General features: G+C 71.1%; 8 protein-coding genes. 6 read left to right on the forward strand and 2 right to left on the reverse strand.

All coding sequences use genetic code 11. The features are described 5' to 3' along the window. Nucleotides 1–53 precede the first annotated feature (53 nt). Entirely contained in the window at nt 54–2,741 is a 2,688-nt protein-coding gene (locus tag BUB57_RS05430) for a molybdopterin-dependent oxidoreductase (protein ID WP_073063322.1), read from the reverse strand. Nucleotides 2,742–2,855: 114 nt separating this feature from the next. On the opposite strand from BUB57_RS05430, the gene BUB57_RS05435 reads away from it, so the two are divergent. Beyond that, nucleotides 2,856–3,578, forward strand: a complete 723-nt coding sequence (locus BUB57_RS05435) for a response regulator (protein WP_073063325.1) — start codon at nt 2,856–2,858, stop codon at nt 3,576–3,578. On the opposite strand, the gene BUB57_RS05440 is transcribed toward BUB57_RS05435, so the two are convergent. After that, nucleotides 3,530–6,328, reverse strand: a complete 2,799-nt coding sequence (locus BUB57_RS05440; protein WP_073063327.1) for an ATP-binding protein — start codon at nt 6,326–6,328, stop codon at nt 3,530–3,532. The two genes, BUB57_RS05435 and BUB57_RS05440, sit on opposite strands and share 49 nt — an antisense overlap. On the opposite strand from BUB57_RS05440, the gene torT reads away from it, so the two are divergent. The 5 genes from torT (at nt 6,327) to BUB57_RS05465 (ending at nt 13,319) form a co-directional block, all read left to right on the forward strand. Then, nucleotides 6,327–7,289, forward strand: a complete 963-nt coding sequence (gene torT / locus BUB57_RS05445; protein ID WP_073063331.1) for a TMAO reductase system periplasmic protein TorT — start codon at nt 6,327–6,329, stop codon at nt 7,287–7,289. The two genes, BUB57_RS05440 and torT, sit on opposite strands and share 2 nt — an antisense overlap. Before the next feature lie 453 nt (nt 7,290–7,742). Next, nucleotides 7,743–8,939: a sugar transferase gene (locus BUB57_RS05450; protein WP_073063334.1), complete on the forward strand. Its 1,197-nt coding sequence runs from the start codon at nt 7,743–7,745 to the stop codon at nt 8,937–8,939. Nucleotides 8,940–9,068: 129 nt separating this feature from the next. After that, on the forward strand, nt 9,069–10,562 hold the full coding sequence (locus tag BUB57_RS05455) for a lipid II flippase MurJ (RefSeq protein WP_073063337.1): 1,494 nt from the start codon (nt 9,069–9,071) through the stop codon (nt 10,560–10,562). Nucleotides 10,563–10,704: 142 nt separating this feature from the next. After that, nucleotides 10,705–11,934 (forward strand): polysaccharide biosynthesis/export family protein, encoded by a 1,230-nt coding sequence (locus BUB57_RS05460; protein ID WP_073063704.1) that lies wholly within the window; start codon nt 10,705–10,707, stop codon nt 11,932–11,934. Continuing rightward, complete coding sequence (locus tag BUB57_RS05465; RefSeq protein ID WP_073063340.1) at nt 11,931–13,319, forward strand: hypothetical protein; 1,389 nt, start codon at nt 11,931–11,933, stop codon at nt 13,317–13,319. The genes BUB57_RS05460 and BUB57_RS05465 overlap by 4 nt, the downstream gene beginning before the upstream one ends. Nucleotide 13,320: the final 1 nt, after the last annotated feature.

The raw sequence follows: 13,320 nt of genomic DNA on the forward strand, positions 1-13,320 counted from the left end.
GCCCCGTCAATGGACCGCCGGCGGCCGGGGAAACCAGCCGCCGGCGTGTGGCGTCACTTCACGGCGTCCGAGGCGTTCGCCATCAGGAACTCCATGACCATCGCCGCCTCGGCATCGTCGAGCCCGGCGCGCGGGAACATCGAGGGCGTGATCGCCTTCCACTGCAGCTGGGTAAAGGCGGCGACGTCGCGCGGACCGTGGCAGACGGTGCAGCGTTCGTAGTACATCTGCTCGCCCGGACCCATCTCGGCGTAGATCGACTCGATCACCTCGTCCAGACGGTCCAGCCCCAGCTCGTCGTCGTCGATCGCGGCGATTTCCATCCCCTCGATGATCGGCGGCTTTTCATAGGCCATGTTCGGCCCCTCGGGGTCCTCGCATTTCCGCACCGACGCCAGGCAGGTGTTGGCGGTGGTCGCCTGGCTGAGCCCCGAGGACCGCTGCGTCGAGGTCAGGAAGTTCACCAGACCCGAGTTGCAGCGCCCCTTGCTGTCGAGGCTGGGCCAGCAGCCCTCGTAGATCGAGATGACGCCCGGCATGATCTCGTCCGAGACCACCGCCCCGGCGATCACGCTGCCGCGGTCGTTGTAGATCTCCACCAGGTCGCCGTCGGCGATGCCGCGGGCGGCGGCGTCCTCGGTGTTGATCCTGACCGGCTCGCGGCCCTGCACCTTGTAAAGCTCGCGCAGCGTCGCGGACTGGTCCATCTGGCTGTGCAGCCGGTGCCAGGGGTGCGGGCTGACCACGTGCAGCTGGCCGTCCCTGGCGTTGCCCAGGTATTCGGCGGGCTCGAGCCACATCGGCATCCCGGGGCAGTCGTCCAGCTTCATCTCGGCGATGGTCTCGCAGAACATCTCGATCTTGCCGGAACGGGTGTGCAGCGGGTTCGCCTCGGGGTCGGTGTAGAAATCGCCGTGGCGGACCCAGGACCGCGCCTCGGGCGGGGCCGGCTGGAAGGCGTAGCCACGTTCCCAGAACTCTTCGAAAGGCGTGGTCTTGGCGGCGCCGGTGCCGTCATAGGCCTTTTTCAGGATGTCCATGTATTCGGGATAGGCCGCGTCCTCGATGAACTGGGACTCGCGATAGAATAGGTCCGACAGCGCCGCGAAGATGTCGAAATCGCTGCGGCTTTCGCCGATCGGCTCGATCACCTTCTTCATCGCGTAGATGCGGTCGTTGGAATAGGTGCCGCCGACCGAGATGTCGTCGCGTTCCAAGGGCGAGGAGGCGGGCAGCACGATGTCGGCCCAGCGAGTCGCCGCCGTCCACCACACGTCCTGGCTGACGATGGTCCTGACCTTCTGCAGCGCCTTGATCAGCCGGTTCGTGTCCTGCTGGTGGGACATGAAGTTGTTGCCAGCGTTGTAGATCATGTGCACGTCCGGGTATTTGCGGACGTTGCCGTTATAGACCACCTCGGCGCCGGGGTTTTCCAGCGCGTCGGTCAGGCGCGAGGCGGGCACGATATATTCGGTGACGAAGTTCTTGCCCTGGCTGAGCCCGGCCGGCGTCGCCTGGCCCGATTGCGGCATCCCGCCGCTGCCGTAGTGCCACGAGAAGCCCACGCCCTCGCCGGGCTTGCCGATCTTGCCGGTCAGCGCGGCGAAGTTGACGATCGCCCAGTGGGTCATCTCCCCGTGGTGGGCGCGCTGCAGCGACCAGGCGCCGGCGATCTCGGTCCGCGACTTCGCCAGCAGCTCGGCCAGCTCGCGGATCTTGGCGGCGTCGATGCCGGTGATGGCGGCGGCCCATTCCGGGGTCTTCGGCGTGCCGTCCTCGCCCTCGCCCTTCACATAGGCGATCCACTTGTCGGCGCCGGTGGTGTATTTCGCCAGATATTCCTTGTCGTCCAGCCCCTGTTCCAGCACGTGATGGGCCATGCCCAGGAACAGCGCCACGTCGGTGTTCGGGACGATGCGGATCCATTCGGCGTCCAGCACCGCGTCGGATGCCGTGCGCTGCGGGTTGATCGAGACGAACTTGCAGCCGGCGTCGCGGATCTGTTCCCAGGGCGTGTACATGCCGTGGTCGGCGACGGTGTATTCCACGCGGTTGTTCTTGACCGGGTCGCAGCCGACCAGCACGAACACCTCGGTGTTGTCGCGGATCACCTCCCAGGCGGTCTGGGCGGAATAGACCTCCATGTCGCCGATCACATGCGGCAGCGAGATCTGGCTGGCGCCGCCGGACCAGTCGCCCACGGTGTTGGTGCAGCCGCCGATCATGTTGAAGAACTTGCCCTGCAGCACGTTCGGCCGCATGATCCCGGCATGGCTCCAGCCGCCGTACGAGGTCGACAGGATCGCCTGGTTGCCGTGTTCGACGATGGTGTCGGTGATCGCCTTGGCGGTCAGCTTCAGCGCGGTATCCCAGTCGACGCGGACATATTCCTCGCGCCCGCGCAGCTCGGGCTTCACGTCGCCCGACTTCCAGTTCTCAAGATAGGACTTGCGCACCATCGGATAGTCGATGCGGCTCTTGTCGTAGACGCGGTCCAGCATCCCGTACATCAGCATCTCGGTGGGACGCTGGTCCAGCTCGGTCATGGCCGAGATGCCGACGATCTTGCCGTCGCGCACCACCGCCTCGAACGGGCCGTAGTGGCTGGCGCTGAACACGCGGCCGGCGAATGAGTTGGGGTCAACGGCCGCCAGCGCGGTCGAGTTCATGAGCCAGGTGGTCCCCATCAGGGCGGCACCGCCCATGAGAAAGCCGCGTCTGGTCGGATTGAGCATCGTCATGGTGCATCTCCGTCTGCTGTGTGCCCAAAATGTGGCGGATCGCCCCGGCCGCGGCCTTGACAGCCGTCAGCACTTCCGGTGAAGAGATGTAAAGAGATGTGAAGGCCCTGCCCCATGACCGCGCATATCCTCATCGTCGAAGACGATCGCGTGACCCGGATGCGGCTGGGGGGGTATCTGCGCAGCCTCGGCTATCGCATCACCGAGGTCGAGGATGCCGAGGACATGCAGGCGGTGATCGACACCGACCCGCCCGAGATCCTGCTGCTCGACATCGGGCTCGAGGGCAAGGACGGGCTGACCATCACCCGCGAACAGCGGGCCCAGTCGCGGGTGGGGATCATCCTGCTGACCTCGCGCGACGAACAGGTGGACCGCATCGTCGGGCTGGAGATGGGCGCCGACGACTATGTGACCAAGCCCTTCGACCGGCGCGAGCTGGCGGCGCGGATCAAGAACCTGCTGTTCCGCATCACCGACATCGGGCGCAGCGCCCCCGCACCCGGCGCGGTCGAGAATTTCGGCCCTTGGCATTTCGACCGCATCCGCCGCCGCCTGGTCTCGGCCGCGCGGGTCGAGACGCTCAGCGGGCAGGAGTTCGACCTGCTGGACGTGCTGACCCGCAACCCCGGCGTCACCTTCGGCCGGCCGCGGCTGAGCGAGATCGTCGGCCGCGGCGAGCTGCGCCCGGGCGACCGCACCATCGACGTGCTGATCGGTCGGCTGCGCAAGAAGATCGAGACCGACCCGGCCCACCCCGCATTCATCCTGACCCGGATGGGCGAGGGTTACTGCTTCGCCGCGCCCGTATCTCCCGGGCCCGACCAGCCGGCCTGAACCCGCAGCCCCGCCGCCTCGGCCGCGGCGACCAGACTGCGGGCGGCCTCGGCCGCGATCGGTTCCAGCCTGTCCACCGCGGCCGAATCCCCCGCCTCGATGCGGCGCAGCAGCGCGCAGAGGGCCGAGAGGCGGAAGTTCGATGCCGCCCCCTTCAGCCGATGCGCCAGCTTGCGCCGCGCCTCGGGGTCGGTGGCGGCGCGCAGCCGCGGCACGGCGACCGCCAGATCGTCCAGCAGCGCCGCCACGATCTCTGTCGCCTGCGCGGCGCCCAGGCTGGCGACATCTTCCCTGACGGCGGCGTCCACCTCGGACGCCGCAGGATCCTGGATCGGGGCCACCGAAGCCTCCTCTGCAAACAGGAACGCGGCCAGCGCGCGGGGCGAGACCGGCTTGGTCAGCACTCTGTCGACGCCGAACCGGGCCCGCGTCGCAGCGTCGTCCTGCACCAGCTCGGCGGTCAGCACCGCCACCAGCGCGCCGTCGCGCCGGATCCGGGCCACGACTTCCTCGCCTGCCAGATCCGGCAGGCCGAGATCGACGAAGATCGCGTCGAAGCGCCCGCGGGCGGCGGCGTCCAGCGCCTCGGCCCCGGTCGCCGCCTCGGTCACCTCGCAGCCCATCCGCTCCAGATACCCGCGCGCCACCAGCCGGTTCACCGGGTGGTCGTCGACCACCAGCACCCGCCGGGACCCGCCCTGCACCGCCAGCGCCGGCGGCGGCGCGATCTGCGCGGCGTCCACCTGCGGCAGGCGCAGCACCAGCGTGAAGCTGCTGCCCTGCCCCGGCGCCGTGGACACGCGCAGCTCGCCGCCCATCGCGTCGGTCAGCTGCCGCACGATCGCCAGCCCCAGCCCGACGCCGCGGATGCCGCTGCGCCGTGCGGTGACGCTGCGGCCGTAGATGTCGAACGCCTGCCGGGTCTCTTCCGCGGTCATCCCCGGGCCGGTGTCGCGCACCGCAAAGCCGATCTCGTGCCGGCCCGCCCCGGCCGAGCGCGCGGTGACCGCAAGGCCGACCCGCCCCTGCGCGGTGTATTTCACCGCATTCGACAGCAGGTTGGTCACCACCTGCCGGATCTTGGTCGGCTCGCCCATGACGGCGGCCGGCAGCCCGGTCGAGATCTCGACCGTGGTGGCAAGCCCCTTGGCCGCCGCCATGACCCGCAGATATTCGCCCAGGCCCCGCGCCAGGGCGGCGGGGTCGAAGGCCTCGCTGCGGCTGCGCTCGCGCCCCTCCTCGCCCACGGAAAAGGTCAGGATGTCCTCGGTCATGCTTTGCAGGTCGCGGGCCGAGGTCAGGGCGACGTCCAGCCGCGCCCGCCGCGTCGCATCCCTCTCTTCGGACGCCAGCAGGTCCAGGATCCCGATCAGCCCGTTCAGCGGGGTGCGGATCTCGTGGCTCATCCGGGCCAGGAAATGCATCTTGGCGCGGCTCTGTTCCTCGGCATCCGCCCGCGCGGCGTTGGCGGACTGCATCTCGGCCACCACGTCGGCGGTGCGGGCCAGGACCGCCGCCTCCAGCCGGTTGCGCAACTCGGCAGCCTCTTCGGTCCGGCAGCGCAGGATGTTCAGCGCCTCTTCCAGCTTGCCGATCTCGTCCTGGCCGCTGATCTGCATCGGCTGGCCGATATCGCCGCCGGCGACCGCCACCATGCGCTCGGCCACCTCTTCCAGCCGCAGCACCACCTTGCGGCGGGTGCGGGTCCACAGCAGATAGCCGGCCAGCAGCGCCAGCACGATGACGGCGGCCAGCGCCGCGGACAGCAGCGCCGCCTGTCCCCCGGCCGAGGCGACCCCCTGCTTCATCCGCGCGCGGGTCTCGTCGCGGCCCAGCCGCGCCTCGGCAATCAGCAGGTCCAGCTCGCGGTCGAGCTGCGCGGCCAGCCGGCCCAGATCCCGCTGCGCCGAAAGCGCCGCCTTGCGCCGCGCGACCAGCCCCTCGGGCCCCAGCCCGGCGGACAGGCGCTGCAACTGCAGCCCCGCCTCGCGGCGCGAGGTCTCGGACAGCATGAACTGCGAGCGGTCCCGCGCCAGGTTCAGGGCGGTCTCGAACTCGGCCTCCAGCCCGGCCAGCCCGGCCGGTTCCCGGATGCCGGGGATGCGGGCGACCAGACGCTCCAGCGCCGCATTGGCCTCGGCCATCTCGGCCAGCCGCTCATAGGCAAAGAAGTTCACATCGGCCAGCCGGTCCAGGCCGGGCCGGGAATCGGCCCCGCGGGGCTGTGCGTAAAGCTCCCAGATGCCGGCGGTGACCCGCAGCCGCGCCAGATCGGTTTCGGTTGAAATGATCATCGCCAGCCGCGACCCCGCCTCGACCAGCAGCGCCCGGTCCGCCTGCAACGCCGCCTCGACGCCGACCAGCAGGTCGACGCTCTGCCGCATCCGCCCCACCAGCCGCCTGACCGCATCGGCCGAGCCCGGATCGGTCCGGCCGCCCAGGAACAGCCGCATCGCGTCCAGATCGGCGGCGATGCTGTCCACCCGCCCGTCCAGCGCCTGCGTGGTTTCGGCGACCTGGGTGACGGTGCGCGCCTCGGCCAACCGCCCGGCAAGCGAGGCCGCGAAATCCGCGTCCTGTGCAACCCGCTCGGTCCGCTCTATGATCGCGATGCTTTCCGACAGCACCCGTTTCTGCGTCTGGGCGAGGAAGCGGTTGACGCCGAACGAGGCCAGGCCGACAACCACCATCAGCCCGGAGAGGACCATGAAGACGGATTGCAGCTGCTTGTCGAACCGTCGAGAGCGCATGAAGGCTGCTTATCGCCGGATCGCCGGCGCGGCAATCGTCGCCCTGTGCGGGATCGCGGGCGCACCGGCGCGGGCCGACCAGCAGCTTCTTTGCGTGCTGGTGCCGCATTTCAAGGATGAATACTGGCTCAGCGTCGCGCACGGGCTCGAACAGCGCTCGGCCGAACAGGGGCTGTCCGTGCGCTTCTTCGAGGCCGGGGGCTACAACGCGCTGGCAAACCAGATCGAGCAGATCGGGGCCTGTACGGATCTGGAACCGGGGGCGATCCTGATCGGTGCCGTGTCGTCCGACGCGCCCGGGCTGCTGGCGGCGGTGCAGGAGGCGGCCGAGATCCAGCCGGTAATTGGGCTGGTGAACGAGCTGCATTCCGATGCGCTGGCGGCGCGCGTCGGCGTCGACTGGTTCGACATGGGGCTGGTGCTGGGCCGCGATCTGGCCGCCCGCTTTCCCGCCGGCGGCGAGGTGCATGAGGCGGTGCTGCTGTCCGGCCCGCCCGCCTCCGGCTGGGTGGCGCCGCTGGAACAGGGGCTGCACCGGGGGATCGAGGGCTCTTCGGTGGCGATCGTCGCGACCTATGGCGCGGATACCGGCACCTCGCAGCAGCTGCGGCTGGTGGAGATGGCCTGGGCAGCACATCCCGGCATCGAGCTGATGATCGGCAGCGCCCCCGCCATCGAGGCCGCCATGGGCCTGTTCGCGGGCCGCCCGGATCGCCCCGCCCTTGCCGCGACCTATGTCAGCCACAGCGTGGCGCGGGGGCTGGTGGGGCGCCAGATCCTCGCCGCGCCGTTCGACAACCCGATCCAGCAGGGGCGCGCCGCCGTCGATGCGGCCGTGGCGACCATGGAAGGCAACCCGCCGCCGGGGCGGGTGAGCACGCAGATCGTCATCTACGGCACGGGCATCAGCCCGGACAGGATCGAGCTTTCCCCGGCCGACTACTTCCCCAGCCTCGACTGACCGGGCGTCCGGCGCCGGGGGTCCGGTGGCGGAAACGCGGCCGAATCACCCGCTGCGGGCTGGCGCCGGGGCGCCGGCGGCAACGATCCTGCGACGGCGAAATCAACTCTCGACAATATCTCGTTGTTAATTTGGCCGGAATCTTATTTCCGCCGATTGCGGTCCGATTGCCGCAGTTGCAAAGCGGCGGGCGGTATTTGCATTCCCTATCGGCGGAATGACAGCACCGATTTTACCCCCGCGCGACCACGCCGCAATTCACTCATCCGGAACGCGAAAACGCCTTGGATTCTCTCTCTTTGGGGGCGTCAAAAGTTGACAGAAGCCGATCGTTAAATTACAAAAAATCTTACGGATCTTCTGGAATATTGCGCGCCGACAGGCGCCTGCGTTCGGCTGTGTTCCGGTCAGCCGCCTGTAATTCAGTATTTTTTATCGGTGGGGCTGCGTGGCATGACGAAAATGGCAGGCGCGGAGTCACCGCCGGCGGGACGGCTCTCGGAAACCACCGCCCCGGCCCGCGCGCCGGGCGGCCGGCGCAAGGCGTCCCCGGGCGACGGCAGCCCGGCCGGGCTGCCTCCGGTCCCTGCCCCCAGCCGGCGGCGGCTGCGGCGGCAGATCGGGTTCCAGCCGCGATATCCGCGGCTTTACCGGGCCTATAACATCGCCGCCGCCCTCCTGATCCTGATCGCCGCCTGGCCGACGCTGGTGGCGATCTCGCTGGCGCTGCTGGCCACCCAGGGACGCGAGATCTTCTATCGCGGCCCGCGGCTGGGCAAGGATTCCAGGGTCTTCCAGATCTACAAGTTCCGCACCCTGAACACCGCGGCCGCGGCGCAGATGACCCGGGACCGCACCCTGCCGCAGAACAGCGGGCTGGAAACCCCGCTGGGCAAGTTCCTGCGCGACACGCGGCTGGACGAGTTGCCCCAGATCTTCAACGTGCTGCGCGGCGACATGAACCTGTGCGGCCCGCGCCCGGTGCGCCCCGAGATCGCCGCCATCGAAAGCGCCCGCATCCCCGGCTATGCGACGCGCTTTGCCGTCAAGCCGGGGCTGGTCGGTCCGTCGCAGGCGCTGATGAGCCACGGCACCTCGAAGCGGATCCGCGCCATGTTCAACAACACCGCCAGCCGCCGCCCGGTGTCGATGGCCTCTGAAATCCGCCTGCTGGCCGCGATCGGCTGGGCGGTGGCGCGCCGCAGCGCGACCGAGCTGTATTCCCGGCTGGCCCGGATGCTGCGGCGGCAGTGGCGGCGGGCGCGGGCCTGGGGCCACCGCATGGCCGACCTGTTGCTGGGGATCGAGCCCGAGCGGATGGTCGAGGTGCGGCTGCCCGGCATGCCCGCGCTGCAAAAGGTGCGGGTGCATTCCGGGCTGGTGCTCGAGATCCCGGCCCTGCCCGAGCTGCCGCTGTCGGCCGCCGCCAGCGGCAGCTGCCCGGTGACGCTGGTCGTCAAGCTGCCCCGGGGCGGGGTGCGCCGGGCGCGGGTGGTGCTGCGCCCGCAGGGCCGGCCGGGGCATTACTTCTACACCGCGAGTTCGGCGGCATCGGAGCATGTCGTCGAACGCTATCTGCTGGGCCTGACCGTGCTTGGCCCGACCCGGCGGCGCGACGGCGACCAGCGGTCGCACGCCGGTCTGGGCTGACGGCGGCGCGCGCAGGTGCAGGCCCCGGACGCCAGCCTTCCCGCCCCGGCCGGGGCTGCCGCGCCGCCCGCGCGGCCCGCGGGCGCGCAGCCCGTACGGGGGGCGGGCGGGCGGCGGCTTTCCTCGCTCATGGCGGCGGTATCGCATTTCGGCGGCCAGCTGCTGGGGATCCTGCTGGCGCTGCTGGTCTCGCATCTGATCGCGCGGCGGCTGGGGATGGGGGCCGAGGCCGACGCCTTCTTCTTTGGCCGCCGCATCGCCACCAGCCTGATCGAGACGCTCAGCCAGATCATGGCGGTGTTCTACATCCCGCTGGTCGCGGCCCATGCCGCGCGCGCGGGCGGCGGGTTCCTGCGCGCCACGCTGCGCCATGCCGCCATCGCCGCGGCGCTGGGGCTGGGGCTGAGCCTGCTGATCGCCTGGGGCGCAGCGCCGATGGTGCGGCTGCTGGCGCCGGGGTTCGAGGGCGGCGCCGCGGTGCTGGCCGGACAGGCGCTGACGCTGTTCGGGGCGGCGCTGCCCGCGACCATGGGCTGCATCGTGTTTGCCGCCTGCCTGAACGTGACGGGGCGGTTCGGGATGCCCTCGGCGATCCGGCAGCTGCCGCGGGCGGCGGTGGCGGCGGTGCTGGCGCTGGCGGGGACCGACATCGCGATCCGGGGCGCGGGGGGCTTTGCGGTGGCGTGGTTCGCGGTGGCCGGGCTGATGCTGCTGCAATGCCTGCGCATCGCCCGCGACTGGCAGGCGGAAGCGGCCGCCCCCCCTGCCCCCGCGGCGCCGGTACGCCCGCTGGCCGCGGGGATCTCCGCGGTGCTGCTGATGGTGGCGGCGCTGGCCAGCACCTGGCTCGAAACCGGCTTTGCCGCGCAGGTCGGCCCCGGCGGGGTCACCCGGCTGGAGCTGACCCAGCGGCTGGGCACGCTGCCGGGCAACACGCTGGTCGCGGCGCTGTCGCTCGTGGTCTTCACCGCCTGGTCGCGGCGGGCGGCGGCGGGGCAGCGGCCCAGTGCCTCGGACTTCTGGCGCAACATCTTCGTCGGGCTGGCGGCGCTGCTGCCGGTCCAGGTCTATGTGGCGCTGCACAGCCAGGCGCTGGTCGGGTTCCTGCTGGGCCACGGCCGCTTCGATGCCGCGGCGGTCGACAGCGTCGCCCACAGCCTGCGCTGGATGACGCTGGCCCCGCTCAGCGCCTTTGTGCTGCGCATGGTGCTGGTGCGGGTGCTGGCGGACCCGGGCTTGCCGGTGGTGCGGCTGATCGCGATCGGCATCGGCTTCGACACGTTGTTGAAGGCGCTGCTGTTCCAGCTGCTGACCCCCGGCTTCGGCGTGGTCGGGATCGTGACGGCGCAGGCGATCTCTCCGGTGGCGACGGTGCTGCTGATGGCGGCGCTGCTGCGGGGCAGCGGGCTGCTGGCCGGGCCGGTGCGTCTGGGGCGCGAGGCCGGGCTGGCCATCGCCGCCGCCGCAAGCATCGCCGGATTTGCGCTTGGCGCGCTGCCGTTTTCCGGCGTTGCCCCGTCAATGCGCGGCGATCTTGCCATGCTGGCAGCATCGGGGCTGCTGGGCGGCGTGCTGTTCCTGGTCACTGCAAAGGTGCTGCGTGTTTCCGTCGCCCTGCATTGATCCGGCCGGGCCCTTCCGCGGCCGCCCGCGCGCGCCGGAACGGCGGGCCGCACTGCCGGAACAGCCTCGTTCCCCGGCGGGGCGCGATTTGCTAGACTGCAATTTATCTCCGGGAAAAACCGTGAACCATGAGGAGCGCCGGATGAGCACCCCGACCTTGGCAAGGACGCTCTGGTCCAGGGTGCCGGGCCTTGCCGCCGCGCTGGCGCTGCTGGGATCGGCGCTGGCGGCGCAGGAGCTGCCCGCGCCCCGCTTCCAGCTGGCGCCGGGCGATATGGTCGAGGTCTCGGTCTTCGCGAATGAGGCGCTGTCGGGGCAGTATCCGGTGCGCGAGGACGGCTCGCTGGCGCTGCATCTGATCGGCGCGATTCCCGCCGCCGGCCTGACCCCGGCAGAGTTCGAAAACGCGCTGCGCGAGCGGCTGGCGCCGATCATCCCCGCGCCGGTCTCGGCCACGGTGGCGGTGGCGCGCTGGCGGCCGGTGGCGGTGCTGGGGGCGGTGGCGCAGCCCGGGCTGTACGATTTCAGCAGCGGTCTGGACGTGACCCGGGCGGTGGCGCTGGCCGGGGGCGCGGCGCGGCTGGCGGCGGATGCGCCGGTGACCCTGGCCCTGCGCGTCACCGAAGAGGCCGGGCGCTATCAGGCGTTGAAATCGCGGCTGGCGGCGCTGCTGACCGAGGAATCCCGCCTGTTGCAGGAACGCGCCGGCGAAACCGCGGTGCCGGTCCCGCCCGAGGCCGCGCAGTTGGTCGGGGCCGGGCCCGCCGCCGCCATGGCCAACGAACAGCAGCGGCTGCTGGCGCTGCGCGCCCGGCTGCACGAGATCCGCACAGCCGGAGAGGAGGAGCGCCGCCAGCTCGCCCTGACCGAGGCACAGTCCTATGCCGACCGCCGCGCCCTGTCGCAGCGCCAGGTCGAGGTGACCGAGCGCGACCTGGACAACCAGCTGCGGCTGCAGGAACAGGGGCTCAGCGTTGCCTCGCGCGTGTTGCAGGTGAACCTCGCGGTCGACCAGTATCGCAGCGCCGAGCTGGAGGCCGCGGCCTTCGAGGCCGCCGCACGGCAAAGCGCCAGCGCCGCCGCCAGCATGGGCCGCGCCCTGGTCAGCCAGCGCGAGGAAGAGATCACCGGGCGGCTGGCGCAGCTCCGGCAGGAGATCGCGGAGACGCGCGCCACCATGGCGGCCAGCCGCGAGATCCTGGCCGAGTTCGGCGGCGGCACCGGGCTGGCGGATGCGGCGACGCCGCCGCGCTATCTGGTCACACGGCGCATCGACGGCGCCGCGCAGCTGTTCGACGCGACGCCGCTGTCGCTGCTGCAACCCGGCGACACGCTCGAGGTGGTACCGCTGGCGCCGGACGCCGCCCCATGACGGGACGGCCGCACCCGTGCCGGCGCCTGTGGGCCGCGCTTGCGGCCTGTCTGGCGCTTGCGGCGGGGGCGGTCGCGGCACCGGCGCAGCCCATCGACCTGTCCCGGCTGTCGGTGCAGCCCAACCCCCGGCTGGGCCTGTCCTTCCCCGGCTCTCAGGTCCGCTATTACCCCTATATGGCCGACGCCGGCATCGGCGTCGCCCGCATCGCCGTCACCTGGGGGCTGATCGAGCCCCAGCGCGGCCGCTACAACTGGCGCGGGCTGGACGAGCGGGTGGGCAGCCTGCTGCGGCTGGGGATCCAGCCGTTCCTGACCTTTGAATCGCAGTCGGACTGGGGCACCCGCCCGGACACGCGCGCGGTCAAGAACGGCGCCCCCGTCGAGCTCGAGGACTGGCGCCGCTTCGTCGCAAGCGTGGTCGAACGCTATGACGGCGACGGCCGCGACGACATGCCGGGGCTGGCCGGGCGGGTGCGCTACTATCAGGCCGCGAACGAATGGGAGAGCCCCGAGAACCCCTCGGGCGGGTGGATCGGCTCGGGCGCGGAACTGATCGCACTGATCGACGCCACCCATGACGCGATCAAGGCCGCCGACGCCGACGCGGTGCATGTGCTGGGCGGCATCGCCTCGTTCAACATGGACGTGCTGCTGGTCGCGCTCGACCGCGCCGATTTCCGGGTCCAGCAACGCTGGAGCGCGCGCTCGGCCACGGTGTTCGACCGCGCCCGCATCAAAAGCCCCGAGATCGCCGCCCTGATCCACGAACGGGTGCTGCCGGTGCTGCGGGACGCGCGCTACGACATGGCGGATGCGCATCTTTACGGCCCCGAGGCCCGCGACCCCGCGCGGCTGGCGCTGCTGGCGGAACTCAGCGGGCGGCCGGTGCTGTCGGCGGAATGCGGCGGGCCCTCGCGCGACTACGGGGGCGAGTACACGCCGCAGGGGCATTTCATCGCCGCGGTGCACCGCAACCTGGGCGTGCTGGCCGCGGGCGGGGCGTTCTGCCTGTGGTTCCGGCTGGGCGAGGACGACCGCACCACCTGGGGCAACCGCTTCACCGCGCTTTACACCAACGACGCCCGCCCCAAGCCCGGGGTCTGGGCGTTCCGCATGCTGGCGCGGCTGCTGCGCCCGGGGGTGGAGCCCTACCCGCTGGGCGGCGACGGGTTCGAGCTGCGCGGCAGCGGCGCGCCCTTGCGGCTGGGCTGGGACGCGGGCGCGGACGCCGTGCTGGGCTGGGCCGCGCAGCAGGGCGTGCCCGCCTGGTGCCTGACCGACGCCCCCGCCGGGCTGCTGTCGCCGGCCGCGGGCGGCTGCCCGGCGGGCGGCTTCGTCATTGCCGGGCGCGATGTCGCCCAACTGCTTTCCCCCGATCCATGAT

This window comes from Paracoccus solventivorans (genome assembly GCF_900142875.1).
Classification (GTDB): Bacteria; Pseudomonadota; Alphaproteobacteria; order Rhodobacterales; family Rhodobacteraceae; genus Paracoccus; species Paracoccus solventivorans.

Bases quoted from the DNA above. Each gene is read 5' to 3' on its own strand.
- BUB57_RS05455 (WP_073063337.1), top strand. From the start codon at position 9,069: ATGGCGGCGGTATCGCATTTCGGCGGCCAGCTGCTGGGGATCCTGCTG.
- BUB57_RS05440 (WP_073063327.1), bottom strand. From the start codon at position 6,328: ATGCGCTCTCGACGGTTCGACAAGCAGCTGCAATCCGTCTTCATGGTC.
- BUB57_RS05460 (WP_073063704.1), top strand. From the start codon at position 10,705: ATGAGCACCCCGACCTTGGCAAGGACGCTCTGGTCCAGGGTGCCGGGC.
- BUB57_RS05465 (WP_073063340.1), top strand. From the start codon at position 11,931: ATGACGGGACGGCCGCACCCGTGCCGGCGCCTGTGGGCCGCGCTTGCG.
- BUB57_RS05430 (WP_073063322.1), bottom strand. From the start codon at position 2,741: ATGACGATGCTCAATCCGACCAGACGCGGCTTTCTCATGGGCGGTGCC.
- BUB57_RS05435 (WP_073063325.1), top strand. From the start codon at position 2,856: ATGACCGCGCATATCCTCATCGTCGAAGACGATCGCGTGACCCGGATG.
- BUB57_RS05450 (WP_073063334.1), top strand. From the start codon at position 7,743: ATGACGAAAATGGCAGGCGCGGAGTCACCGCCGGCGGGACGGCTCTCG.
- torT (WP_073063331.1), top strand. From the start codon at position 6,327: ATGAAGGCTGCTTATCGCCGGATCGCCGGCGCGGCAATCGTCGCCCTG.